At 70.8% G+C, this 24,137-nt stretch carries 24 protein-coding genes; 13 read left to right on the top strand and 11 right to left on the bottom strand.

Features of this window, described 5'->3' with window-relative positions; translation table 11 throughout:
• Window positions 1-6 precede the first annotated feature (6 nt).
• The 5 genes from AQJ27_RS17600 to AQJ27_RS17580 all read right to left on the bottom strand — a co-directional run bounded on the left by AQJ27_RS17600 (window position 7) and on the right by AQJ27_RS17580 (window position 2,852).
• A complete protein-coding gene (locus AQJ27_RS17600) occupies window positions 7-639 on the bottom strand; it encodes a TetR/AcrR family transcriptional regulator (RefSeq protein ID WP_067369137.1) in 633 nt (210 codons plus the stop codon).
• Window positions 636-1,292 carry a DUF4166 domain-containing protein gene (locus AQJ27_RS17595; protein WP_067369372.1) on the bottom strand — a complete coding sequence of 219 codons (657 nt, stop codon included), beginning with the start codon at window positions 1,290-1,292 and terminating at the stop codon, window positions 636-638. The genes AQJ27_RS17600 and AQJ27_RS17595 overlap by 4 nt, the downstream gene beginning before the upstream one ends.
• 23 nt (window positions 1,293-1,315) lie before the next feature.
• A complete protein-coding gene (locus AQJ27_RS17590; protein WP_067369133.1) occupies window positions 1,316-2,065 on the bottom strand; it encodes a hypothetical protein in 750 nt (249 codons plus the stop codon).
• A 149-nt stretch (window positions 2,066-2,214) separates the two neighbouring features.
• Complete coding sequence (locus AQJ27_RS17585; protein ID WP_014176340.1) at window positions 2,215-2,508, bottom strand: MTH1187 family thiamine-binding protein; 294 nt, start codon at window positions 2,506-2,508, stop codon at window positions 2,215-2,217.
• The gene (locus tag AQJ27_RS17580) at window positions 2,505-2,852 is read right to left on the bottom strand and encodes a DUF3817 domain-containing protein (RefSeq protein WP_067369129.1); all 348 of its coding nucleotides are present in this window, start codon (window positions 2,850-2,852) and stop codon (window positions 2,505-2,507) included. Before AQJ27_RS17580 ends, AQJ27_RS17585 begins: the two co-directional genes overlap by 4 nt.
• 202 nt (window positions 2,853-3,054) lie before the next feature.
• Between AQJ27_RS17580 and AQJ27_RS17575 the strand changes: the two genes are divergently transcribed.
• The 4 genes from AQJ27_RS17575 (at window position 3,055) to AQJ27_RS17560 (ending at window position 5,714) form a co-directional block, all read left to right on the top strand.
• Entirely contained in the window at window positions 3,055-3,687 is a 633-nt protein-coding gene (locus tag AQJ27_RS17575; protein ID WP_067369126.1) for an AIM24 family protein, read from the top strand.
• 1 nt (window position 3,688) lies between these two features.
• Entirely contained in the window at window positions 3,689-4,339 is a 651-nt protein-coding gene (locus tag AQJ27_RS17570; RefSeq protein WP_067369123.1) for an AIM24 family protein, read from the top strand.
• Window positions 4,336-5,145 (top strand): AIM24 family protein, encoded by an 810-nt coding sequence (locus AQJ27_RS17565; protein WP_060900268.1) that lies wholly within the window; start codon window positions 4,336-4,338, stop codon window positions 5,143-5,145. The genes AQJ27_RS17570 and AQJ27_RS17565 overlap by 4 nt, the downstream gene beginning before the upstream one ends.
• 92 nt (window positions 5,146-5,237) lie before the next feature.
• Entirely contained in the window at window positions 5,238-5,714 is a 477-nt protein-coding gene (locus tag AQJ27_RS17560) for a MarR family winged helix-turn-helix transcriptional regulator (protein WP_067369120.1), read from the top strand.
• 86 nt (window positions 5,715-5,800) lie between these two features.
• Here the strand turns inward: AQJ27_RS17560 and AQJ27_RS17555 are convergent, their stop codons facing one another.
• The 3 genes from AQJ27_RS17555 to AQJ27_RS17545 all read right to left on the bottom strand — a co-directional run bounded on the left by AQJ27_RS17555 (window position 5,801) and on the right by AQJ27_RS17545 (window position 9,658).
• Window positions 5,801-7,060: an MFS transporter gene (locus tag AQJ27_RS17555; protein ID WP_067369109.1), complete on the bottom strand. Its 1,260-nt coding sequence runs from the start codon at window positions 7,058-7,060 to the stop codon at window positions 5,801-5,803.
• Window positions 7,061-7,393: 333 nt separating this feature from the next.
• Window positions 7,394-8,350, bottom strand: a complete 957-nt coding sequence (meaB, locus tag AQJ27_RS17550; protein WP_067369106.1) for a methylmalonyl Co-A mutase-associated GTPase MeaB — start codon at window positions 8,348-8,350, stop codon at window positions 7,394-7,396.
• Window positions 8,351-8,455: 105 nt separating this feature from the next.
• Window positions 8,456-9,658: an acetyl-CoA C-acetyltransferase gene (locus AQJ27_RS17545; protein WP_067369103.1), complete on the bottom strand. Its 1,203-nt coding sequence runs from the start codon at window positions 9,656-9,658 to the stop codon at window positions 8,456-8,458.
• A gap of 146 nt (window positions 9,659-9,804) precedes the next feature.
• Here AQJ27_RS17545 and mce point away from each other — a divergent pair, with 146 nt between their 5' ends.
• The 5 genes from mce to AQJ27_RS17520 all read left to right on the top strand — a co-directional run bounded on the left by mce (window position 9,805) and on the right by AQJ27_RS17520 (window position 17,422).
• Window positions 9,805-10,245: a methylmalonyl-CoA epimerase gene (gene mce / locus AQJ27_RS17540; protein ID WP_067369100.1), complete on the top strand. Its 441-nt coding sequence runs from the start codon at window positions 9,805-9,807 to the stop codon at window positions 10,243-10,245.
• Between the two features lie 265 nt (window positions 10,246-10,510).
• Complete coding sequence (scy, locus tag AQJ27_RS17535; protein ID WP_067369097.1) at window positions 10,511-14,362, top strand: polarized growth protein Scy; 3,852 nt, start codon at window positions 10,511-10,513, stop codon at window positions 14,360-14,362.
• Between the two features lie 183 nt (window positions 14,363-14,545).
• Window positions 14,546-15,481, top strand: coding sequence for a coiled-coil domain-containing protein (locus AQJ27_RS17530; RefSeq protein ID WP_067369093.1), 936 nt, complete (start codon window positions 14,546-14,548; stop codon window positions 15,479-15,481).
• 217 nt (window positions 15,482-15,698) lie between these two features.
• Window positions 15,699-16,649: an ABC transporter ATP-binding protein gene (locus AQJ27_RS17525; protein ID WP_067369370.1), complete on the top strand. Its 951-nt coding sequence runs from the start codon at window positions 15,699-15,701 to the stop codon at window positions 16,647-16,649.
• 2 nt (window positions 16,650-16,651) lie between these two features.
• Window positions 16,652-17,422, top strand: coding sequence for an ABC transporter permease (locus AQJ27_RS17520; RefSeq protein ID WP_067369090.1), 771 nt, complete (start codon window positions 16,652-16,654; stop codon window positions 17,420-17,422).
• A 54-nt stretch (window positions 17,423-17,476) separates the two neighbouring features.
• On the opposite strand, the gene AQJ27_RS17515 is transcribed toward AQJ27_RS17520, so the two are convergent.
• The gene (locus tag AQJ27_RS17515; RefSeq protein ID WP_159064365.1) at window positions 17,477-18,439 is read right to left on the bottom strand and encodes a hypothetical protein; all 963 of its coding nucleotides are present in this window, start codon (window positions 18,437-18,439) and stop codon (window positions 17,477-17,479) included.
• Between the two features lie 201 nt (window positions 18,440-18,640).
• Here AQJ27_RS17515 and AQJ27_RS17510 point away from each other — a divergent pair, with 201 nt between their 5' ends.
• From AQJ27_RS17510 to AQJ27_RS17500, 3 genes are all read left to right on the top strand, one after another.
• Window positions 18,641-19,531: a hypothetical protein gene (locus AQJ27_RS17510; protein WP_067369083.1), complete on the top strand. Its 891-nt coding sequence runs from the start codon at window positions 18,641-18,643 to the stop codon at window positions 19,529-19,531.
• 235 nt (window positions 19,532-19,766) lie between these two features.
• Window positions 19,767-21,002: an ABC transporter ATP-binding protein gene (locus tag AQJ27_RS17505; protein ID WP_067369080.1), complete on the top strand. Its 1,236-nt coding sequence runs from the start codon at window positions 19,767-19,769 to the stop codon at window positions 21,000-21,002.
• Window positions 20,999-21,844 (top strand): ABC transporter permease subunit, encoded by an 846-nt coding sequence (locus AQJ27_RS17500; protein WP_079065039.1) that lies wholly within the window; start codon window positions 20,999-21,001, stop codon window positions 21,842-21,844. Before AQJ27_RS17505 ends, AQJ27_RS17500 begins: the two co-directional genes overlap by 4 nt.
• 22 nt (window positions 21,845-21,866) lie before the next feature.
• On the opposite strand, the gene AQJ27_RS17495 is transcribed toward AQJ27_RS17500, so the two are convergent.
• A complete protein-coding gene (locus AQJ27_RS17495) occupies window positions 21,867-22,199 on the bottom strand; it encodes a hypothetical protein (RefSeq protein WP_054233208.1) in 333 nt (110 codons plus the stop codon).
• Between the two features lie 220 nt (window positions 22,200-22,419).
• On the opposite strand from AQJ27_RS17495, the gene AQJ27_RS17490 reads away from it, so the two are divergent.
• On the top strand, window positions 22,420-23,448 hold the full coding sequence (locus tag AQJ27_RS17490) for an LLM class flavin-dependent oxidoreductase (protein ID WP_067369070.1): 1,029 nt from the start codon (window positions 22,420-22,422) through the stop codon (window positions 23,446-23,448).
• Window positions 23,449-23,704: 256 nt separating this feature from the next.
• Here AQJ27_RS17490 and AQJ27_RS17485 read toward each other — a convergent pair whose 3' ends face one another.
• Window positions 23,705-24,097, bottom strand: coding sequence for an SCO5389 family protein (locus tag AQJ27_RS17485; RefSeq protein WP_067369067.1), 393 nt, complete (start codon window positions 24,095-24,097; stop codon window positions 23,705-23,707).
• Between the last annotated feature and the right edge of the window lie 40 nt (window positions 24,098-24,137).

The raw sequence follows: 24,137 nt of genomic DNA, 5'->3' as shown, positions 1-24,137 counted from the left end.
CCCCGGTCAGCCGCGCGCGGTGCGGCGCAGGTGGTGGCGGATGGCTCGCTGGGCGACCGGGCCGAGGGTGTCGACGGCGGCGACCAGTGCGGCCAGTTGTTCCAGGGCGTCGAGGGCGGCCCGGGAACCCTCGGGGTCGACCCCCTCGTACAGCTCGATGCCGACGAAGGACGCGGCGACGGCACGCGCCAGCCCGGCCGGATCCGCGAACTCGCCGAACGGGGTCGGCGCGAGGACCCGGACCAGGACCCGCTCGATCTCGGTGATCCACAGATCCAGCCCCGCCGAGGTCGCGGGCGCCAGACGCGCGTCCGTCTGCGCCCCGGCGAGGAGCTGCCCCAGGACGGCGACATGCCCCTGGGCCCGCTCCACCTCGTGCATCTCCCGCCCGAACGCCAGGAGTTCCGCCAGCGACCCGACCTCGGCGAGCCTCTCCCGGTAGTGCGCGACCCGTTGCTCAGCTCCGTACCGGACCGCGGCCGACAGCAACTCGTCCACAGACCCGAAGTGGTAGAAGACGAGGGCCTGGTTGACTCCGGCGGTCGCCGCGATCGTACGGGCCGAGGTCTTCGCGATCCCCTGCTCGGTGAGCGTCCGCAGGGCACCCTCCAGCAGTTTCGCCCGGGTCGCCGCACTCACGCGCGCGCCTCCTCGCGGACGGGCCGCAGCCCGGGCCGCACCCCGCGGGTACGGACGTCGGTGTACGTCGCCCTGAAGCTGCCCTCGTAACCGAAGAGCGGGCCGAAGTGGCGGTTCACGACCCGGACCTGGATGTGGAAGCGACCCGTGGAGTCGTCGAAGGACTCGCGCACCTCCGCGTCGGCGCCGATGAGTTCGGGGACGCCGACGTCCACCGGGCCCTCCCGGAAGCGGTGTTCGCCGGAGCGGATCAGCAGGGAACCGTCGGGCTCGGCGCGCAGGTGCAGGTCGCTGGCGAGGTGCTGATGCGTGCCGAGGTAGTCGAGGACGCGGTCGCCCTTGGGGCTCAGCACCATCTGGGCGTCGAAGCGGCGGGAGCGGCCGGGCAGGTCGAAGGTGCGCACGAAGCTCACCGTCTCACGGCCGAAGGTGTCGGCGTAGGGCACATTCTCGATCATGAAGGGGACGTTCCGGCCCGCACGCGGGACGAGGATGTTGCGGGTGCCGCCGAGGGCCAGGAACGGCTTCACGAAGCCCCTCCCGTGCCAGACGCGGTCCATGACGCCGTGGCCGGTGCACGCCTCGCCGCCGGCCAGGCCCACGGAGAAGCGTCGCCGCAGCTCGGGGTGGAGGCGGTCGAAGTCGGCGCCCATCGCGGTGCGGAAGATGGAGGGGGTCACCGCTGCTCCAGGGTGGCCAGGACGCGCGGCGCACGGGCCTGCGCGATCGGGGTGCGCAGGCAGCGGCGGGCGGCCGGGGTGCCGGGCAGCGGGGGCGCGAGGAGCGCCAGGAGGGCGGCGACGACGGCCAGTACGGGGGTCGAGTAGAGAGCGAGCGGCGCCAGCGGGCCCGCCGCGTCCACGAGCGCGCCGTACACCGTGCCCGAGCAGGCGGCCAGCAGGACGAAGCCGCGCACGGCGCACTCGGCGAGCCAGTGGCGCAGTGCCCGCTCCGGTGTGATGTCCCGCTCCAGCCACAGTCGCAGCCGGTCGAAGGACCAGGCCGTGGCCCAGCCGATGAGGGGGCGGAAGAGGAGCCGGTCGGCCACGGCTCCGAAGCGGCCCCAGCGCGGGCGGTAGTCGTACCCGGTGAGGAAGCGGACGCCGTCGGCGTCGGGGACGTAGCGCCAGTAGCCGCTGCCCTCGGCGAGGAGGGAGAGCGGGTGCGGGGAGGCGAAGCGCAGGGCGGAGGTGCGGGTGCCGTCGGGGCGCTCCTTCTCTCCGGCGGAGACTCCCGTCCCGGCGACGGTCAGGAAGGGCAGCACACGCGTGGCGTACCGGAAGCGCTGCGGCTCGCCCTCGACGCGCGGGAGATGGTCGATGGAGGTGAACCTCAGGTCCCAGCGCTGGTGCTGCGCGGGGTCCTGCGTCCGTGCCCACAAGTCGTCGAGATCGCCTCGTACATGTGTCTCTACGTAGAGCCCCATTTACCGAACCCCCAGATCAGTGACCACTTTTGAGCGATCGCTCAATCGATCACGCCTGAGATTACCGGGGTTTGAGCGATCGCTCAAACGGTCGGGCGCGAAAAACCCCGGCCCACTGGGCCGGGGTTTCGGGTCTTCCCGCCGGAGGCCTACGCGGACAGGTGCCGCTCCACCGTCTCCACCTTGGAGGTCAGACCGTCCGTCACACCGGGGCGGATGTCCGCCTTCAGGACGACGGAGACGCGCGGCGCCCGTGCCTCGACGGCGGCGACGGCGCGCTTGACCACGTCCATCACCTCGTCCCACTCCCCCTCGATGGAGGTGAACATGGCGTCGGTGCGGTTCGGCAGCCCCGATTCACGCACGACCCGGACGGCGTCGGCGACGTACTCCCCCACGTCCTCGCCGACACCCAGGGGCGTCACGGAGAAGGCGACGATCATGAGGACTTCACGACTCCCTCGCGGCGGGCACGGGAGGCGATGACCGCGTCCTCGCTCTCGCGCCGCAGCTTGCGCTCGGCGAAGAAGCCGCCGGTGGGCAGCACGGAGAGGACGAAGTAGAGGGCCGCCGTCTTCTTGCCCCACTTGGTGCGGTTCCAGGCGTCCGCCCAGAAGATCACGTACAGGATGAAGAGGATTCCGTGGATGGAGCCCATGACGGGCACCCCGTTGAAGTCCGTGGTCCGCTTCAGCACCGAGCAGAGGAGCAGCAGCAGGAAGGAGACGGCCTCGGGGGCCGAGACCAGGCGGAGGCGGCGGAGGGCGGTGGCGGTCTTTATGTCCACGGGTCACCTTCGGTGGGAGATTCGCTTTCGGCGGGGAGCCGCTTTGTGAACGTAAGCACAAGCGTCCACCATTGTGGCACCCGGGGCGCGGCAGCCCCTCCCGGGGGTGCCCGTCTTGCCCCCTAAGGGTCCGCTCAGGGGTGAGATCCGCCTCTGGACCCTGTCCGGGCTCCCGCCCTGCCGCTACCTTCACCACGTGGCGATGTTCCGACTTCAAGGCAGCAAGGTGCTGGCCGTCGACATGACCGGGGACGCCGTGAAGGCGAAGAACGGCTCGATGGTCGCGTACGACGGTCAGATGGCGTTCAAGAAGCTGAGCGGCGGTGGGGAGGGGATCCGCGGGATGGTGACCCGGCGCATCACCGGTGAGCAGATGACGGTGATGGAGGTGAGGGGGCAAGGGACCTGCTGGTTCGCGGACCGGGCCTCCGAGATCAACCTGGTGAACCTCCAGGGGGACAAGCTGTACGTCGAGTCGAGCAACCTGCTCGCGACCGACGCGGGCCTGCGGACGGGCACGTCCTTCACGGGCCTCAGAGGCGCCTCCCAGGGCAACGGGCTGTTCACGACCACCGTCGAGGGCCACGGCCAGGCGGCGATCACGTCCGACGGCCCGGCGGTGGTGCTGCGTGTCAGCTCCCAGTACCCGCTGACGGTCGACCCGGGGGCGTACATCGCGCACCAGGGCAATGTCCGGCAGTCCTTCCAGGCCGGCGTGACTTTCCGCACGTTCATGGGCGAGGGCGGCGGCGAGGCCTTCCAGATCCGTTTCGAGGGTGACGGACTGGTCTACGTACAGCCCAGTGAGCGCAACACGATCGCGGGGGACGTGTGACATGCCGTTCCGCGAAGTGAACTCCAAGATGATCGAGGCGACGGTCCTGCCCGGCCAGCGCCTGTTCAGTCAGCGCGGCGCGATGCTGGCCTACAAGGGCGAGGTCTCCTTCACACCCAACGTCCAGGGCGGCCAGGGCGGGATCATGTCGATGATCGGCCGTCGGGTCGCCAATGAGGCCACCCCGCTGATGACCGTCGAGGGCAGCGGCACGGTCTTCTTCGGGCACGGCGGCCATCACATCCAGGTGATCAACCTCACGGGCGACACCCTGTACGTCGAGGCGGACCGGCTGCTGGCCTTCGACGGCACCCTCCAGCAGGGCACGATGTTCCTCGGCTCGCAGGGCGGCGTCATGGGCATGGTCCGCGGCCAGGTGACGGGCCAGGGGCTCTTCACGACCACCCTCAAGGGGCACGGCGCGGTGGCCGTGATGGCCCACGGGGGCGTGATCGAGGTCCCCATCTCCCCCCAGCGCCCCGTCCATGTCGACCCCCAGGCGTACGTGGCGCACCACGGTGACGTACGCAACAAGCTGTCCACGGCGCTCGGCTGGCGCGACATGGTGGGCCGCGGCTCGGGCGAGGCGTTCCAGCTGGAGCTGAGCGGCAGTGGTGCGGTGTACGTCCAGGCCTCGGAGGAGAAGCTGTGAGCGCGTACGGGACTCCGGGCGGCCCGGTGATCTACGACCCGATGACCCTGCCGGTCGACGACAACGTCAACAAGTACACCTTCTGCGTGGAGCTCAAGGGGAGCCAGTGGTTCCTGCAGAAGGGCAAGATGATCGCCTACTACGGGTCGATGGATTTCAACGGCATCGGGCACGGCCGACTGGACCGTCTCGTGCGCACATCTTTCCATTCGCCTCTGCACGCGAGCGACTGGGTGGTGGCGGAGGGCTCGGGCAAGATGCTCCTCGCCGACCGGGCCTTCGACGTGAATTCGTATGACTTGGACGAGGGCAACCTGACCATTCGCTCTGGCAACCTGCTCGCTTTTCAGCCAAGTCTCGCGCTCAAGCAGTCGATCGTGCCGGGCTTTTTGACGCTGATCGGAACCGGCAAGTTCGTGGCGGCCTCTAACGGTCCGGTGGTGTTCATGGAGCCTCCCATCCGGGTGGATCCGCAAGCGCTTGTCGGCTGGGCCGACTGCCCGTCCCCGTGCCATCACTACGACCACGGGTACATGACAGGCCTCATGGGCGGTCTACGTGCACTGACAGGCCTCGGCGGGGCCTCTGGAGAGGAGCACCAGTTCGAGTTCGTAGGGGCCGGCACGGTCCTGCTGCAGTCCACGGAGGTCCTCATGGCCGAGCAGGCCACGGGGGCCGTTCCGCATGAGCCGGGCGTGCCCGGCGGTGGCGGGGTACCCGGTCACCAGGGACAGCACGGTCAGCAAGCCGGCACACCGCGTCTTCCCGGACAGCTCGGGGACCTCCAGCGTCGCTTCGGTCTGTGAGCGGTAGTCTGCGGAGTGTGACGTCGAACGCGTGCGCGTAGTCACACCACCCTCACTAGTTCGCCTTTCAACATTTTAGGTAGACTTCATTCATGGAGACCGAGACGGCCACGCGCTGGCTGACCGATGCGGAGCAGTGCGCCTGGCGCACCCACCTGGAGGTCAACAGGCTGTTGACGTACCAGCTCGAAAGGGATCTGCAGCCGTTCGGGCTGACGATGAACGACTACGAGATCCTGGTGAACCTTTCCGAGTCGGAGGGCTTCCGGCTGCGGATGAGCGACCTCGCGGCCGCCACCCTCCAGTCCAAGAGCCGGCTCTCGCACCAGATCACCCGCATGGAGAACGCGGACCTGGTCCGGCGCGAGAACTGCGAGTCCGACCGCCGGGGACTGTTCGCCGTCCTCACCGAGCACGGCATGGAGACGATGCAGAAGGTCGCCCCGCACCACGTGGCGTCCGTACGCAGGCACTTCATGGATCTGCTGTCCCCGGAGGCCCTGGAGGAGCTGCACAAGTCGTTGCGGCCGATCGCGGAGCATTTGCGGGGGCAGCGGGGCAAGCCGTAACGCTCCGCTGAGTGCGGGCCGACCGTAGCCGCGGGTTGCCTGTCACTGCGGGTAGTCCGTGGCTGGTCGCGCCGTTCCCCGCGCCCTTAAGGGGCGTGGGTCAGCTCGGGCGTATCCCTGGAGGCTCCGTGCGGCGCCCTCGCCGCACGAGCACCCTGCGTTGAGAGCACGCCCGCCGCCACCGCCACCGTCCCCGACAGGGCGAAGCACAGGCTCAGGGGTAGGTGGCCCACCAGAAGGCCTACTCCCGCGGTGCCGCCCGCGCTTCCGGCGTTCACCGCGGTGTTGACCCAGGCTCCGGCCTGGGTACGGCGGCCCGGCGGGGCCGCCTCGTCGGCGATCAGGTAGGACGTCGTGAGCGCCGGGGCGACGAAGAAACCGGCGCAGGCCACGGCGACGGTCAGGGTGCCGAGGCCGGGAGCGAGGCCCGCGGCCGACAGGGCGAGGCCCAGGCCGCCCGCCAGCAGCGGCAGCCGCGCCCGTGCGGGCATACGCCAGTCGACGGCGCCGTTCAGGAGACCGCCCAGGGCGCTGCCCAGCGACAGTGCGGCGAGCACCCAGGCCACCACGTCGTTCCCGTGCTGATGCCGGGTGGCGTAGGCCATCACCAGAAGGTCGACGGCCCCCACGGACAGGCCGACGCCCGCCGCGACGACGACGGGCTGCAGGAGCGCGCGTCCGTCACGGAAACGGCGCCCGCGCCCTGGGCGTGCGACGGGCTTCGTGACGGCCGGACGTACGCCCGCCACGGCCGGCGACAGGACGAAGGCGAGGGTTCCGGCCCACACCAGCAGGGCGCAGAGCGCGAGCGCGGCGGCCGGGGGTGCGAACTGGACGACCGCGCCCACCAGCAGCGGACCCGAGACGAAGAGGATCTCCTCGGCGATCCCGTCCAGGCTGTATGCCCGCTGCAGGACCCGGTTGTCCTCGATGACCTCGCCCCACAGGGCGCGCACCGTGGGGCCGAGGGGCGGTGTGCAGGCGCCCGCGGTGGCGGCGAGGGCGCCGAGGGCGGGTGCGGGTGTTCCGGGCCGCCAGGCCGCTGTCGCGAGGGTCGCGAGCAGGGTGGCGTAGAGCGAGGCCATCGGGAGGAGGGCGCGGCGGGGGCCGTGGCGGTCGATCAGGGCCGCCCTCACGGGTGACAGGAGCACGCTTGTCGCGCCGAACAGTGCCATGACCGTGCCGGCGGCGGCGTACGAGCCGGTGGCCTCGGTCACGCTGAGCATCACGGCCAGCGAGACCATGCCGTAGGAGAGCCTGCCGATGAGGGCGGCGGTGAAGGTGTGGCGGGTGTGGGGGATGCGGAAGAACGCGGCGTACGAGGGCCGCGGCGTGGGCGCAGACATGTTGGGGTTCCTCGACCGGGAGGTGGACAGGGGTCGCCTGAGTGCCGCGACGACGCACCCACCGGTGTCCGTCGCGGGCCTGGGCGGGCCCTATGCCAAGAGGAGGAACATGCGCCCTAACGTAACAGCGGGCGCCAAGAGTTGACAGGTACGCACCCCCCACCTTCAAGGGGCGCGGGGATCCGGGGCGCAGCCCCGACCCCAGGGGCGCGGGGAACTGCGCGACCAGCCCCCGTCGGCCCGCGGGCGAAGAACCCGCCCGGGGGTCTGGGGGCGGAGCCCCCGGGGACGGGATGGGACGGGTAGGGGCGGCGGGGGCGAGGAAACCCCGCCTCAGCCCTCCGTCAGGCCCTCCACCAACGAGTCCGCCGCCCGGTAGGGATCCAGCTCCCCCGCCACGATCCGCTCCGCGAGCGCACTCAGGCGGCGGTCACCATGAAGGTCACCGATACGTTGGCGCAGCGCCGTGACGGCGATCGTCTCGACCTCCTGGGACGCCCGGGCGAGGCGGCGCTCGGCGAGGACACCGTGCTCCTCCATCCAGGCGTGGTGCTTCTCCAGGGCCTCGACGACCTCGTCGATGCCCTCGCCCCGCGCCGCGACCGTCTTCACGATCGGCGGCCGCCAGTCCCCGGGTCCTCGGGACTCGCCGAGCCCGAGCATGTGGTTCAGCTCACGCGCGGTCGCGTCGGCACCGTCCCGGTCGGCCTTGTTCACCACGTACACGTCGCCGATCTCCAGGATTCCGGCCTTCGCCGCCTGGATGCCGTCGCCCATGCCGGGGGCGAGCAGGACCACCGAGGTGTCCGCCTGGGAGGCGATCTCCACCTCCGACTGGCCCACACCGACCGTCTCCACCAGGATCACGTCACAGCCCGCCGCGTCCAGGACGCGGATGGCCTGGGGGGCCGCCCAGGCCAGACCGCCCAGATGGCCTCGCGTGGCCATCGAGCGGATGTAGACACCGGGGTCGGAGGCGTGCTCGGACATACGGACACGGTCGCCGAGCAGGGCGCCTCCGGAGAACGGCGAGGACGGGTCGACGGCCAGGACCCCGACCCGCTTGCCCTGCCGCCGGTACGCCGTCACCAGCGCCGAGGTCGAGGTCGACTTGCCCACGCCCGGAGAGCCGGTGAGCCCGACGACGTACGCGTTGCCGGTCAGCGGGGCCAGCGCCGCCATGACCTCGCGCAACTGCGGGGACGCCCCCTCCACCAGGGAGATCAGCCGGGCCACGGCCCGCGGCCTGCCTTCCCTGGCCTGGGCCACCAGCGAGGAGACGTCCTGCATCACAGCTCCGTTCAGATCCGTTCAGAGTCGTACGCACCGAGGTCGTTCACAGTCGTACGCGCCAGGGTCGTACGCATCAGGGTCGTACGGAAAGGGACAACGGCTTCACGCCTTGGGTACCCGCACGATCAGCGCGTCACCCTGCCCGCCGCCACCGCACAGCGCCGCCGCGCCGACCCCGCCGCCGCGCCGCCTGAGCTCCAGGGCGAGGTGCAGCACGAGGCGGGCGCCGGACATCCCGATCGGGTGACCGAGGGCGATGGCACCGCCGTTGACGTTCACCTTTTCCGTGGATACGCCGAGGTCCTTCATTGACTGCACGGCGACCGCGGCGAACGCCTCGTTGATCTCGATCAGGTCGAGGTCGGAGACGTCGAGGCCCTCCTTCTTCAGGGCGTGCAGGATCGCGTTCGAGGGCTGGGACTGGAGGGAGTTGTCCGGACCCGCGACGTTGCCGTGCGCGCCGATCTCGGCGATCCACTCGAGGCCGAGCTCCTGCGCCTTGGTCTTGCTCATCACGACCACGGCCGCGGCGCCGTCGGAGATCTGCGAGGAGGTGCCCGCCGTGATCGTGCCGTCCCGGGTGAAGGCGGGGCGCAGCTTGGCCAGCGACTCCACCGTCGTCTCGGCGCGGATTCCCTCGTCCTTGCTGAAGACGACGGGCTCGCCCTTGCGCTGCGGAATCTCCACGGGCGTGATCTCCGCCTCGAAGATGCCGTTCTTCTGGGCGGTGGCCGCGCGCTGGTGGGACAGGGCCGCGATCTCGTCCTGCTCCGGGCGGGCGATGCCCAGGCGTGTGTTGTGCTTCTCCGTCGACTCGCCCATGGCGATGTTCTCGAAGGCGTCGGTGAGACCGTCGTACGCCATCGCGTCGAGCATCTCGATCGCGCCGTACTTGAAGCCCTCGCGGGACTTGGGGAGCAGGTGGGGCGCGTTCGTCATGGACTCCTGGCCGCCCGCGACCACGATGTCGAATTCACCCGCGCGGATCAGCTGGTCCGCGAGCGCGATGGCGTCGAGACCGGACAGACACACCTTGTTGATCGTGAGCGCCGGGACGCTCATCGGGATGCCCGCCTTGACCGCGGCCTGGCGTGCCGGGATCTGCCCCGCCCCGGCCTGCAGCACCTGACCCATGATCACGTACTGCACCTGGTCGCCACCGATTCCCGCACGGTCGAGGGCGGCCTTGATCGCGAAGCCTCCGAGGTCGGCCCCGGAGAAGGACTTCAGCGAGCCCAGCAACCGTCCCATGGGCGTTCGGGCGCCCGCGACGATCACCGAGGTACTGCTGTTCGTTCCAGACATGAGGTGCGATCCCCTTACCGGCTGCACAGCCGAGGAGTGAACGAGGGTTTACTTGAATGTACTGAGCGGTAGGCCACCCGTCATCCGGCAGTCAGTGTGATCGCGCGCACGTTGCGTAACCGCCGTATGAGCGCTGCACTGACTCCATGCTGACGCGAATCGACCACATCGGTATCGCCTGCTTCGACCTCGACGCGACCGTCGAGTTCTACCGGGCGACGTACGGCTTCGAGGTCTTCCACTCCGAGGTCAACGAGGAGCAGGGCGTCCGCGAGGCCATGCTCAAGATCAATGAGACGTCCGACGGCGGCGCCTCCTACCTCCAGCTCCTGGAGCCGACCCGCGAGGACTCGGCCGTCGGGAAGTGGCTGGCGAAGAACGGCGAAGGTGTCCATCACATCGCGTTCGGTACGGCGGACGTCGACGCCGAAGCCGCCGATATCAGGGAGAAAGGCGTTCGAGTCCTCTACGACGAGCCCCGACGCGGCTCCATGGGGTCACGAATCACGTTCCTTCACCCAAAGGATTGCCACGGTGTCCTGACAGAACTGGTCACTTCGGCGGCTGTTGAGTCACCTGAGCACTGACCTCCGTATATCTGGGCCGGTAGGGTTGGGGTTGGCCGCTGCCGTTTCGGGGCGGCCCAGGGCCTGTCCGGCGACGGGCCCTGAGGTCATGCCGTCCTGAGGACGGCGTGGCCAAGGGCCGGGGTCCAGGTTTCGGGGGACGAGCGTCGGGGCGACAGCCCGTGCTCCGCTGTTGATCTGACACCATTCCCCGGGGGCCCCGTTCGGCGGATGGACGGGGTTCGTTTGGAGAGACTTGCGACCAGGGGACGGATGGGACCGCGCAGTGCGGGGCTACGAACGCCAGGAGCGAGAGCCGGCGGCTGACGTCGACCACCTCTCTCGGTTCGAGGCCGAGATGGAACGGCTGAAGACCGAGCGGGAGAAGGCCGTCCAGCACGCCGAGGACCTCGGCTATCAGGTCGAGGTGCTGCGCGCCAAGCTGCACGAGGCGCGCCGCAGTCTGGCGACCCGGCCTGCCTACGACAGCGGCGGCGACCTCGGCTATCAGGCCGAGCAGTTGCTCCGTAATGCCCAGATCCAGGCCGATCAGCTGCGCGCCGACGCCGAGCGCGAGATGAGCCAGGCCCGGGCGCAGACGCAGCGCATCCTCCAGGAGCACGCCGAGCAGGCCGCCCGGTTGCAGGCGGAGCTGCACCAGGAGGCGGTCGCGCGCCGCCAGCAGCTCGATCAGGAGCTGGCCGAGCGCCGTCAGACCGTCGAGTCGCACGTCAACGAGAACGTGGCGTGGGCCGAGCAGCTGCGCGCCCGCAGCGAGCAGCAGGCCCGCCGGCTCCTGGAGGAGTCGCGCGCGGAGGCGGACCAGGCGCTGAGTGCCGCCCGTGCGGAGGCCGAGCGGACCGCCGCCGAGGCCCGCCAGCGGCTGACGAACGACGCCGAGTCGGCCCGCGCCGAGGCCGAGGCGCTGCTGCGCCGGGCCCGCACGGACGCCGAGCGGCTGCTGAACGCCGCGTCGACGCAGGCCCAGGAGGCCACCGACCACGCCGAGCAGCTGCGCAGCTCCACGGCGAACGAGTCGGACAGCGCCCGCCGCCAGGCCACCGAGCTGAGCCGGGCCGCCGAGCAGCGCATGTCGGAGGCCGAGTCGGCGCTGCGCGAGGCGCGGACCGAGGCGGACAAGGTCGTCGCCGAGGCGAAGGAGGCCGCGGCCAAGGCCCTGGCGAGCGCCGAGTCGGCGAACGAGCAGCGCACGCGGACGGCGAAGGAACAGGTCGCCCGGCTGGTCAGCGAGGCCACCAAGGAGGCCGAGACCACCAAGTCCGACGCCGAGCAGGCCGTCGCGGACGCCAAGACCAAGGCCGAGAAGATCGTCGCGGAGGCCGAGGAGACCGCGCGCAGCCTCACCGCCGAGGAGACCGCCTCCCAGCTCTCCAAGGCGGCCCGTACCGCCGAGGACGTCCTGAACAAGGCGTCCGAGGACGCCAAGGCGACCAGGAAGTCGGCGGCCGAGGAGGCCGAGCGGATCCGCACCGAGGCGGAGTCCGAGGCGGACCGGCTGCGTGCCGAGGCGCACGACATCGCCGAGCAGCTCAAGGGCACGGCGAAGGACGACACCAAGGAGTACCGCGCCAAGACGGTCGAGCTGCAGGAGGAGGCGCGCCGGCTGCGCGGCGAGGCCGAGCAGCTGCGCTCCGACGCCAATGCCGAGGGCGAGCGGATCCGCTCCGAGGCCCGGCGCGAGGCCGTCCAGCAGATCGAGGAGGCGGCCAAGACCGCCGAAGAGCTGCTCGCGAAGGCCAAGGCGGACGCGGACGAGCTGCGGAACACGGCCACCGGCGACAGCGAGCGGGTGCGCACCGAGGCCATCGAGCGCGCCACGACGCTGCGCCGCCAGGCCGAGGAGACCCTGGAGCGCACGCGCAAGGAGGCCGAGCGCAACCGCGAGGAGGCCGTCGAGCTCTCCGACACGATCAAGGCGGAGGCCGAGCGGGCCGCCGAGGGGCTGCGCGAGGAGACCGAGCGCGCCATAGCGGCCCGTCGGACGGAGGCCGCCGAGGAGCTGACCCGGCTGCACACCGAGGCCGAGCAGCGGCTCGTCTCGGCCGAGGAGGCGCTGAGCGACGCACGGGCGGACGCCGAGCGGATCCGCCGCGAGGCCGCCGAGGAGAGCGAGCGGCTGCGTTCGGAGGCCGCCGAGCGGATCCGTACGCTCCAGGCGCAGGCCGAGGCGGAGGCGGAGCGGCTGCGCAACGAGGCCGCCGCGGACGCCTCCACGTCGCGCGCCGAGGGCGAGAACATCGCCGTACGACTGCGGTCGGAGGCCGCGGCGGAGGCCGAGCGGCTGAAGTCGGAGGCCCAGGACAGCGCCGACCGGGTACGGGCGGAGGCCCAGGCCGCGGCCGAGCGGCTGGCCACCGAGGGCGCGGAGACGCTGGCCGCCGCCCAGGAGGAGGCCGCCCGGCGCCGCCGCGAGGCCGAGGAACTCCTCGGTTCCGCGCGCCAGGAGGCCGACCAGGAGCGCGAGCGGGCCCGCGAGCAGAGCGAGGAGCTCCTCGCCTCCGCGCGCAACCGTGTCGACGAGGCCCAGGCCGAGGCCGTACGGCTGGTCGAGGAGGCCGACCGGCGCGCGACCGAGATGGTCTCCAGCGCCGAGCAGACCGCGCAGCAGGTGCGCGACGCCGTGGCGGGGCTGCACGAGCAGGCCCAGGAGGAGATCACCGGCCTGCGCAGCGCCGCCGAGCACGCGGCGGACCGGACCAGGACCGAGGCGCAGGAGGAGGCGGACCGGGTCCGCGCCGACGCGTACGCGGAGCGGGAGCGTGCCTCCGAGGACGCGAGCCGTATCCGGCGCGAGGCGGCCGAGGAGACGGACGCCGCCAAGTCGCTCGCGGAGCGTACGGTTTCGGAGGCGATCGCCGAGTCCGAGCGGCTGCGTTCGGAAGCCGCCGAGCACGCCCAGCGGGTGCGCACCGAGGCCTCCGACACCATCGCGAACGCCGAGCAGGACGCTTCGCGCAGCCGTGCCGAGGCCCGGGAGGACGCGAACCGGATCCGTTCGGACGCGGCCACGCAGGTCGACACGCTCATCACCGAGGCGCGCTCCGAGGCGGAGCGGCTGACGAACGAGACGAACGCCGAGGCCGAGCGCGTACGCGCGGAGTCCGTGGCCAAGGCCGAGCGGCTGGTCTCGGACGCGACCGGGGACGCGGAGCGGCTGCGCGCCGAGGCCGCCGAGACGGTCGGTTCCGCGCAGCAGCACGCCGAGCGGATCCGCAGCGAGTCCGAGCGGGTCAAGGCCGAGGCGGCGGCGGAGGCCGAGCGGCTCACGTCCGGTGCCCGCGAGGAGGCCGACCGGACGCTGGACGCGGCACGCCGTGAGGCCAACAAGCGGCGCTCCGAGGCGGCCGAGCAGGTCGACACGCTCATCTCGGAGACGGCGTCCGAGGCGGACAAGCTGCTCGCCGAGGCGCAGCAGAGCGCGCAGAAGACCACGGCGGACGCCGAGTCGCAGGCCGACACGATGGTGGGCGCGGCACGCAACGAGGCCGAGCGGCTGGTCTCCGAGGCGACCGTCGAGGGCAACACCATGGTGGAGCGGTCCCGTACGGACGCGGACGAGCTCCTGATCGGCGCGCGTCGGGACGCGACCGCCATAAGGGAGCGGGCGGAGGAGCTGCGCGACCGCGTCACCACCGAGATCGAGGAACTGCACGAGCGGGCCAGGCGTGAGTCGGCCGAGGCGATGAAGACGGCCGGCGAGCGCTGCGACGCGCTGGTGCGGGCCGCCGAGGACCAGCTCGCCGAGGCCGAGGCGAAGGCGAAGGACCTGGTCTCGGAGGCCAACTCCGAGGCGAGCAAGGTCCGTATCGCCGCGGTCAAGAAGGCCGAGGGGCTCCTCAAGGAGGCCGAGCAGAAGAAGAGCTCGCTCATCGCGGAGGCGACGGAGATCAAGGCCGAGGCCATCCGCGAGGCGCGGGCCGCGGTCGAGGAGGGCAAGCGCGAGCTGGAGGTGCTGATCCGCCGGCGCGAGGACATCAACGCGGAGATCTCCCGTGTCCAGGATGTCCTGGAGGCGTTGGAGTCCTTTGAGGCCCCGTCCGCAGGCAAGGACGGTGGGGTCAAAGCGGGCGCTGCCGCCGGCGCAACTCGTGCGAGTGGCAAGTCGTCAGAAGGGTAGCCATAACCACCCAATCCGTGCTTTGAACGGACCTTTGTCACAGGTTCTGGCAAGCCGTCTGACAGTTAGCCACCCAAAAGGAGTCTCATTCTCCAGATCAAACACGCATCCGCTCGATGACACACCGCTTTGGCCCCTAGGATTCCCCCTATCACCTCACCGGTCTCATTCGACAGGAACCCCATGAGCGACACTTCCCCCTACGGCTTCGAGCTTGTGCGGCGTGGGTACGACCGCGCTCAGGTGGACGAACGCATTTCGAAGCTCGTCTCCGACCGTGACAGCGCTCTGGCCCGTATCACTGCTCTCGAAAAGCGCATCGAGGAGCTCCACCTCGAAACGCAGAACGCCCAGGCCCAGGTCACCGACGCCGAACCGTCGTACGCGGGTCTCGGCGCGCGTGTCGAGAAGATCCTCCGCCTCGCCGAGGAGGAGGCGAAGGATCTGCGCGAGGAGGCCCGTCGCGCGTCCGAGCAGCACCGTGAGCTCGCCGAGTCGGCCGCCCAGCAGGTCCGCAACGACGCAGAATCGTTCGCTGCAGACCGCAAGTCCAAGGCCGAGGACGAGGGCGTCCGGATCGTCGAGAAGGCCAAGAGCGACGCCTCCCAGCTGCGCCAGGAGGCGCAGAAGGACGCGCAGTCCAAGCGCGAGGAGGCGGACGCTCTCTTCGAGGAGACCCGTGCCAAGGCCGCGCAGGCCGCCGCCGACTTCGAGACGAACCTCGCCAAGCGCCGCGAGCAGTCCGAGCGTGACCTGGCTTCGCGTCAGGCCAAGGCCGAGAAGCGCCTCGCGGAGATCGAGCACCGCGCGGAGCAGCTCCGCCTGGAGGCCGAGAAGCTGCGCACGGACGCCGAGCGCCGCGCCCGCCAGACGGTGGAGACGGCCCAGCGCCAGGCCGAGGACATCGTGGCCGACGCGAACGCCAAGGCCGACCGCATCCGCTCGGAATCCGAGCGCGAGCTGGCGGCGCTGACGAACCGTCGCGACTCGATCAACGCTCAGCTCACGAACGTCCGCGAGATGCTCGCGACGCTCACGGGTGCCGCGGTGGCCGCCGCGACCACGCCGGCCGAGGACGAGCCGATCTCCCGCGGGGTTCCGGCCCAGCAGACCCGGTAGGTTCGGGTAGTTTCCGGCAGCACTCCGGCCCGCGCTCTCTTCTCGGGAGCGCGGGCCGTTGGCGTGCCCCAAGAGGGGCGCGGGACGGTGACATTGTGCGGCTCCGCGGTGCGGGCCCGACCAGCCAGGATGACGCGGCGGTCGGAGACGGTGAACATGCGGCAAACACACCGCCGCCCAAGTGGCACGGGCCCAGACCGCGTCCTACCGTGTGCGCATGATCGAGCTTGAGGGGCTGACCAAGCGGTACGGCGAGAAGGTGGCGGTCAACCATCTGACCTTCACCGTCAGACCCGGTATCGTCACGGGGTTCCTCGGTCCGAACGGCGCGGGCAAGTCCACGACGATGCGGATGATGCTCGGCCTCGACCGCCCCACCGCGGGCGACGTACGCATCGACGGGCAGCATTACGACCACCTCAAGGACCCGCTGAAGTACATCGGCGCCCTGCTGGATGCCAAGGCCATGCACGGCGGCCGCAGCGCCTTCAACCACCTCCTCTGTCTCGCCCAGAGCAACGGCATCCCCAAGGCGCGGGTGGACGAGGTCCTGGACACCGTGGGCCTCACCTCGGTGGCCAGGAAGAAGGCCAAGGGCTTCTCGCTCGGCATGGGCCAACGACTCGGCATCGCGGGCGCGCTCCTCGGCGACCCGCGGATCCTGATGTTCGACGAGCCGGTCAACGGCCTCGACCCCGAGGGCATCCACTGGATCCGCAACCTGATGAAGTCGCTGGCAGGCCAGGGCCGTACGGTCTTCGTGTCGAGTCACCTCATGAGCGAGATGGCGCTGACCGCGGAGCACCTCGTCGTCATCGGCCAGGGCCGCCTCCTCGCGGACACCTCCATGGCCGACTTCATCGCGCAGAACTCGCGGTCGTACGTCCGTATCCGCTCCCCCCAGCGCGAGCGGCTGCTCGACGTCCTGCACGAGGCGGGGATCACCGTCGTCGAGAGCGGCAGCGGGACGCTGGAGGTGGACGGCGCGAAGTCGGAGCAGATCGGTGAGCTGGCCGCGCAGCACCAGCTCGTGCTGCACGAGCTGAGCCCCCAGCAGGCCTCCCTGGAGGACGCGTTCATGCAGCTGACCGCGGAGTCGGTGGAGTACCACGCGCACACCGATGCCCCGCCCCAGCAGTGGGGCGGCGGCTGGAACAAGGAGACCTGAGCATGGCGGCGACCCAGGTCCTCAAGTCCGAGTGGACCAAGATCCGGTCCGTCGCGTCCACTGTCTGGACGCTCAGTCTCGCCGCGGTGGTCACGATCGCGCTGGGCATCCTGATCTCTCTGCTGTCGAAGAACGAGTTCGACAAGATGGGCGACAACGACCAGCTCTCCTTCGACCCGACATACATCAGCTTCGCGGGGATGAGCCTCGGCCAGCTCGCGATGATCGTGTTCGGGGTGCTCGTGGTCGGCAACGAGTACAGCACCGGCATGATCCGCACCTCGCTGGCCGCGGTCCCGCAGCGCGCCACGTTCCTCTTCAGCAAGATCGCGGTGGCGGCGGGGCTCGCCCTCGTCGTCGGCATGATCACCAGCTTCATCGCCTTCTTCCTGGGACAGGCGGCGCTCGGCACGCACAGCGCGTCGATCAGCGACTCCGGGGTGCTGCGCGCGGTGATCGGCGGCGGCCTCTACATGACGCTGATCGCGGTCTTCTCGATGGGCGTCGCGACGATGCTGCGCAGCCCGATGCTCTCGCTCGGCATCCTCATGCCGTTCTTCTTCCTGATCTCCAACATCCTCGGCGCGGTGTCCGCGACCAAGAAGATCGGCCGCTACCTGCCCGACCAGGCCGGCAGCAAGATCATGCGGGTGGTGACCCCGATCGGCGACGACACCCCCTACGGCCCCTGGGGCGGCCTGGCGATCATGGTCCTGTGGGTGGTCGCAGCGCTCCTCGGGGGCTATCTGCTGCTGAAGAGGCGGGACGCGTAGACACTCAGGGCCCGGATTCCTCTGCACACTCAGGGCCTGGGCTCCTCTCGTCATTCAGGGCCTGGGGTCCTCGCCGTTCGGGTGGGGTTCCAGGGCGTCGAAGTCCGTCCAGCCCTCCCAGCGCCACACGTCCTTGTCCAGGTCCGGCTGGAGCGGCACGAAGCGGCCGAGTTCGAAGTCGCCCGCCTCCAGGTCGAACCAGCGCTCGTCGGCGACCTCGGTGCCCAGGCCCACGGTCCGCGCCGTCAGCCGGACAAGGAGCTTGACGCCGTACGAGCCGGACAGCTCCTTGCCCTGGATCCGCCGGAAGGGCAGTTCGGCCACCGGTGCCTCGACCGGTATCCACACGGTGAACGGCGCCCCGCGCTCGACCGCGAGCCAGTACCGCTCGTCGGCCGGTTCGCCCTGCGCGTCCAGGACCTTCAGCCACTGCTTGTAGATGACCAGGCTGCCGTCGTGCGGGGAGCGCTCCAGGTAGCGCAGATGGGCACGGGCGCGCAGATCCACGACGGACAGGTTGTCGAAGCGGTTGTAGAAGCGGACGGCGATGATCGCGTCCTCGCTGTCGGCGTGGCGCCGCGAGTAGCCGGGGAAGTCCGCGGTCCAGGCGTGCGAGACGCTGGCCCGCTGCCGCCAGACGAACGGCCGCAGCGCGAACATCTTGATCAGGACGATGCCCAGCAGCACCGCGGGCACCAGGGAGCCCGTGACGGAGGCGACCGTGGCGAGCAGCTGGTGCGCGGTGCTGTCCGGCTCGGGGTTGAGATTGTCCGTACCGACACTCGCCCGCAGCGCCGCGAGGCTGAGGTCGAAGAGCCGCTCCCCGTTCGAGAACCGCTGCGCCATCGACCGCGACGAGTGCTCGGTGAGCGTCCACGCCGTCGCGATGACGACGGAGAGCCCGGCCAGCGCGCCCAGCGTCATCAGGAGGAGGGCGTGGACGGTACGTCCGGCGATCCACCAGCGAACGGACGTACGGAAGCGCGGATGGGCCCGACCCCGCCTCGAGGACCCCACCCGACTCCACCCGCGTCTCATCAACCTCAACTCACGTCCCCCGTAACCCACTTCGCCCCCACTCGTACAATGGGACGGCATGATTCCCGGTGTCCGTTCCGGCCAACCCCGCCCGAACGGGGAGACCAGGCCCCGCCCCGGGTACACCTCGCGTGGAAGGCTGTTGCCCCTATCGCGCGACCACCCCCGAAGGGCGTCACCGTGACGACGAAGGACCGAAGCCTGCAGGCGCTGGGCCTGGACGACGTGCCCGCGAAGCAGCCGCTCACCTATCCCGGCCGTCCCACCACCGAGCCCTCGCTGCTCACCGGCGGCGAACTGCTCCAGCTCGACGTGCGGCCGCTGCGGCTCGGCGAGTGGTACGTGGAGGAGCGCCAGGAGCAGCAGCGGCTCGACGAGGCGCTCGCCGACCTCGGCCAGGTCGGCACCGGGAACCGCCACCCGGTGATCGCCGTCGGCTCCAACGCCTCCCCCGGCCAGGTCGCCCACAAGCTGACCCGGCTCGGCATCCCGGCGGCGGTGCCGATGGTGCCGGTGCGGGTGCACGGCATCGGGGTGGGCTGCTCAGGACACATCAGTCCGGCGGGGTACGTGGCGGGGACGCCGTACGTCGACCCGCGCGCCGAGACCACGCTCGTCGTCACCTGGCTGGACTCGACGCAGCTGAAGGCGGTCGACGACACCGAGTTCCCGGATTACCGGCGGGCGATACTCCCGGGCGACGCGTTCGCGATGACGATGCCCTCCGGGGAGCGGCTCGGCGGCGCGTACATCTACTTCAGCGCGCACGGGGTGCTCGCCGATCCGGCCACCGGGCAGCCGCGTCCGGGCGGCGGCGACCAAGCGGAGCTGCTCGCCGCGCTGCTGGCCGGCTCCGCCCGGCTGCGCGAACTGCTCGGCCCCGACCCGGCCGCCTGGGTGCGGCGCGCGGGAGCCGACCGCGCGCTGCGCGAGCGGGGCACGCTGGTCTTCGGTGAGGAGGGCTGGGTACTGCCGCAGACGGACTTCCTGCCGTATGTCGACGACGCGTCCGAGCTGCGGCTGTACGACGACCTGCCGCCGCTGGACGGCTCGCTTCCCCGTCGGGCGTGAGGCGTGCTCCGTATCGGGTGCGGAGGTTCCGTTTCCGGCCTGACCAGGCAGGACGGGTACCTGACAAAGGTAGGGTGCGGGTAAGGCCCCAGGTAAGACCGTTCTCCCGCCAGTCCCCCGCGTGACCTGCATATTTTTACTTTCTCTTGAGTGGAACCGTCAACGCCCCGATATCCTCCTAACCCTTACGGGGGCGTGCGCCCCGACGTCCTGAACCTTTCGATGGGTGCGGAGCATGATCGAGGCAGTCGGCCTGACGAAGCGCTATGGCGCCAAGACGGCCGTGTACAACCTTTCCTTCCAGGTGCGGCCGGGTGCCGTCACCGGCTTCCTCGGGCCCAACGGCTCGGGCAAGTCGACGACGATGCGGATGATCCTCGGCCTCGACAACCCCACCTCGGGGCAGGTCACCATCGGCGGCTTCCCCTACCGCAAGCTGCCCAACGCCCCCCGCCAGGTCGGCGCGCTCCTCGACGCCAAGGCCGTGCACGGCGGCCGGCACGCCCGCAACCACCTGCTCTGCCTCGCCCAGCTGTCGGGCATCCCGGCCCGCCGGGTCGACGAGGTGCTCGGCGTGGTCGGGCTGCAGGACGTGGCCAAGAAGCGCTCCAAGGGCTTCTCGCTCGGCATGGGACAGCGGCTCGGCATCGCCGCCGCGCTCCTCGGCGACCCTCAGGTGCTGCTCTTCGACGAGCCGGTCAACGGCCTCGACCCCGAGGGCATCCTCTGGGTCCGCAACCTGATGAAGGCGCTCGCGGCCGAGGGCCGCACGGTCTTCGTCTCCTCGCACCTGATGAGCGAGATGGCGCTGACCGCCGACCACCTGATCGTGATCGGCCGCGGTCAGCTGCTCGCCGACCAGAACATCAAGGACTTCATCTCGCACAACTCGGCCGACTTCGCCCGGGTCCGCACCCCGGAGACCGAGCCGCAGCAGCGCGAGAAGCTGACCGCCGCGCTCACCGAGGCGGGCGGCCAGGTGCTGCCCGAGCAGGACGGCGCGCTGCGCGTGATGGGCCTGGCGCTGCCCCGCATCAGCGACCTCGCGCACTCCGCCGACGTACGCCTGTGGGAGCTCTCTCCGCACCAGGCCTCGCTGGAGGAGGCGTACATGCGGATGACACAGGGCTCCGTCGACTACCGCTCGACCATCGACCAGAAGGCCGGGCTCCAGCAGGAGCTGCCGCCGGGTGCCATGCCGCCGCCGCAGCTGGCGGTCGCGGGCCAGGGCCAGCCGGGCTGGTACGCACCGCCGCCGCCCCAGCAGGGCGGGCAGCCGTTCGCGATGCCGCAGGGCGCCCCGCAGGCGGGTCCCTACGGCGCTCCGGGCACCCCGGGTGCGCCGGGTGCCGCGGATGTCAACCCGTACGCCCAGCCCGCTCCCCAGGCCCCCGCGCAGCCGCCCGTCGCGCCCCCGGCGCCCGCCGCTCCCGCCACCCCCGACCTGACCAAGCCCGAGGACGCCCGATGAGCACGCCCCCGCCCCCGATGCCGCAGCAGGCCGCCGCTGCCCCCACCTGGCAGGCGGCGCCCGGCACTTCGTACAGCTCGCCGATCCCGGTCACCCGCACCCACCTCGGCCACGCGCTCACCTCCGAGTGGACGAAGATCAAGTCGGTGCGCTCGACGCTCTGGACGCTCGGCATCTTCCTGCTCCTGGTGGTCGGCATCGGCTTCCTGGTCGCCGCGCAGACCCAGGACGCCGACTTCAGCGACGTGCCGTACACGATCCCGGCCTTCTTCGGGCTGATCCTCGGCCAGATCTGCCTGATCACGCTGGGCGTCCTGGTCGTCTCCTCCGAGTACGGCACGGGCATGATCCGCACCACCTTCACGGCCTCGCCGCAGCGCCACCGTGTGCTCACCGCCAAGCTGATCATCTTCTTCGCGGTGGCGTTCACCGTCTCGGTGTTCTCCATCGGCCTGGTCGGCCTCATGACCTCGGCCATGCACAGCGGTTCCTCGAACGTCTCGTGGGGCGGCACGGTCGTCAAGGGCGCGCTGTACGTCTCGCTGCTCGGCGTCCTGTCCCTCGCGGTGGGCTCGATGCTGCGGCACTCGGCGGGCGCGATCACCACGATGCTCGGTGTCGTGCTGGTGCCCGCGATCCTGCCCGCGTTCCTGATGCTGTCGCAGAGCATGCGCACGATCGGCGAGAAGATGCAGGAGTACGCCGCTCCCAACGCCCTCGCCAGGGTCTTCGCGCTGGACAACGAGAACGGCGGCGGCGGCGCGCAGCTCGGCCTGCTCGCCGGGGTGACGGCGGCGGCGATCGCCGGCGCGTACGTACTGCTGGAGCGCCGGGACGTGTGAGTCCGCTCCGGCCCGAAGTGGCCTAGAACCTGGGCGCGTTACGGGACCGCTGCACCCTTGAGGTGCGGCGGTCCTTCGCGTTCCAGCAGGCCTTGTGCCAGTGGCGGCGCTCGTCGACGCCCGAGTGCTCCGGCCAGGCCACCACGTGCGGGACGCCGGAGGGGATCATCTGGTCGCAGCCCGGGCAGCGGTAGGTCTTGCCCTCGGCGCTGGCGCCCGCCACATGACGCACGCTCCACTCCTCGCCCTGCCAGCTCTCCGTGGACTGCCAGCCGCCGTACCGCCCGGAGCGGTCGTCCTCCGCGCTCCGGTCGGAGGGGTCGGAACCCTTGGGACGGTTGCGACGCGGGGACACAGGACACCTCACGGAGCTATACAGGGAGCAGGGTCTGCTCCAGCCTACGCGGAGCAGACAGGGGTAGCCGTACCCCACCAACCCCCTCAGATCGCCCTCCCGTCGGCTCATTCTGCAGACAATCCGCAAATCTCTCCGACAGGCCGTGTCCTCGGCACGTGTCGGGCGGTTATGCCGGTGGGGGAGCTCCGCGTCGGAGCCGAGGAAGCAGGAAAGCACCATGCACGTTGGAAGTTTTGTACTGGCGGCCCAGTTCCCTGGCCAGGGCCAGGGGGAGGCCCTGCACCGCGCGGTGCGCACGGCCGAGGTCGCCGAGGAGGCCGGGCTCGACGCGGTGTGGCTGGCCGAGCACCACTTCGTACCGTACGGGACATGCCCGTCGGCGGTCACCCTGGCCGCCCTGCTGCTGGGCCGCACCAGCCGCATCCGTGTGGGTACGGCGGTGAGCGTACTGCCCACCGTCCACCCCGTCGCCCTCGGCGAGCAGGCCGCGCTGCTGCACGTGACGTCCGGCGGCCGTTTCACACTGGGCGTGGGGCGGGGCGGGCCCTGGGTGGACCTGGAGGTCTTCGGCATGGGCCTGGAGGCATACGAGAAGGGGTTCCCGGAATCACTCGATCTGCTGGTGCGCTGGCTGCGCGAGCCGTCCGTGGAAGGGCGGGGCGAGCGGTTCAGGTTCCGCGAAGTGCCCGTCGTGCCCCGGCCGTCGGAGTCACTGAGCGGCTCCCCCGGCCCCGAGGTCGTCGTCGCCTGCACCTCTCCGGCGAGTGTGCGGCTCGCCGCCGAGCGGGGGCTGCCGATGCTTCTCGGTATGCATGTCGGTGACGAGGAGAAGGCCGAAATGGTGTCCCTGTGGCGACAGTTGGCGCGTGTGGCGGGACGTTCGACGGACGAGATCCGCGGCGCGGCCCATGTGTCGGCCGGCGTCTGCCAGATCGCGGACCGCCGCACCGACGCCGTCGAGACACTCCTCAAGGCGATGCCGGGCTGGCTGAGGCAGGGGCTGGACGCGCATGTGACGGTCGACGGCCGCGCCCGCGCGATGCGGGACCCGCTGGCGTACACGGAACTCCTGTGCGGGCTGCACCCGGTGGGCACGCCACGCCTGTGCGCCGACCGTCTCGCGGCCACCTCGGAGCGCACCGGCATCTCCCGCTTCGCCCTCCTCGTCGAGGGCTCCGGCGACCTGGCGGCGACAGAGGAGAACGTCCAACGGCTCGGCGCCGAGGTACTCCCCCACCTCCGCTGAGACAGTTCACCGCGGACGGCGTGGGCCCGGGAGAGGGTGCGGGCGCCCTGGGCCCACCAAGGGTCTCCAGGGCCCCACAACCGACTTGTCCCGCCCCGCGGCCCGGACAACTCGGTCTCCCTGACCCGACGCACACACCCACCCACCCACGATCCGCGTCCCGCCGTCGGCCCGGGGATCCGGGGGAGCCTGCCGCCCCGTACAGATGCACCTCCCGCGTACGGAGCGGCAAGCAATGCGGCATCAAGGCGTCACGTCAGCAGTCTCGGAACTCCGGCGACTGATTCAGCAGCTGACTGCGCACCGAGGTGAAGCGTGCCAGCGTGTCGTCCACTGAGGTGTCCAGTGGGAACACCGCCACCCGATGGCAGTTCTGGAAGGCCAGCCGCACACCGAAGTGCCGCTGCAGCGCGCCGCGTATCGCGTCACTCGCGAGCGCACGCAGCAGCTGGCCACGCGCCTGCTCGTCCGGCGGAGGCGTCTGGTTGTCGGCGAAGTTGCCGCCGTCCACCTTCAGCTGAGCCACCAGGGAGCTGATCATCTCCCATGCGTAGGGCAGGGAGGTCCGGACGCAGTCGACGAATTCTGCTTCGTCGACCTCGCCTCGCTCGGCCTTCTCGAGTAGGGCCGGTGAGACGTCGAGCGACATGGGTTCTCCTCTCGCACCCCCAGACCTCGGGGGTTGCCGG

The sequence above is a fragment of the Streptomyces olivochromogenes genome (assembly GCF_001514115.1).
Classification (GTDB): Bacteria; Actinomycetota; Actinomycetes; order Streptomycetales; family Streptomycetaceae; genus Streptomyces; species Streptomyces olivochromogenes.
Note: the sequence above shows the minus strand (reverse complement) of the source record. Positions and strands in the feature narration are given on the sequence as shown.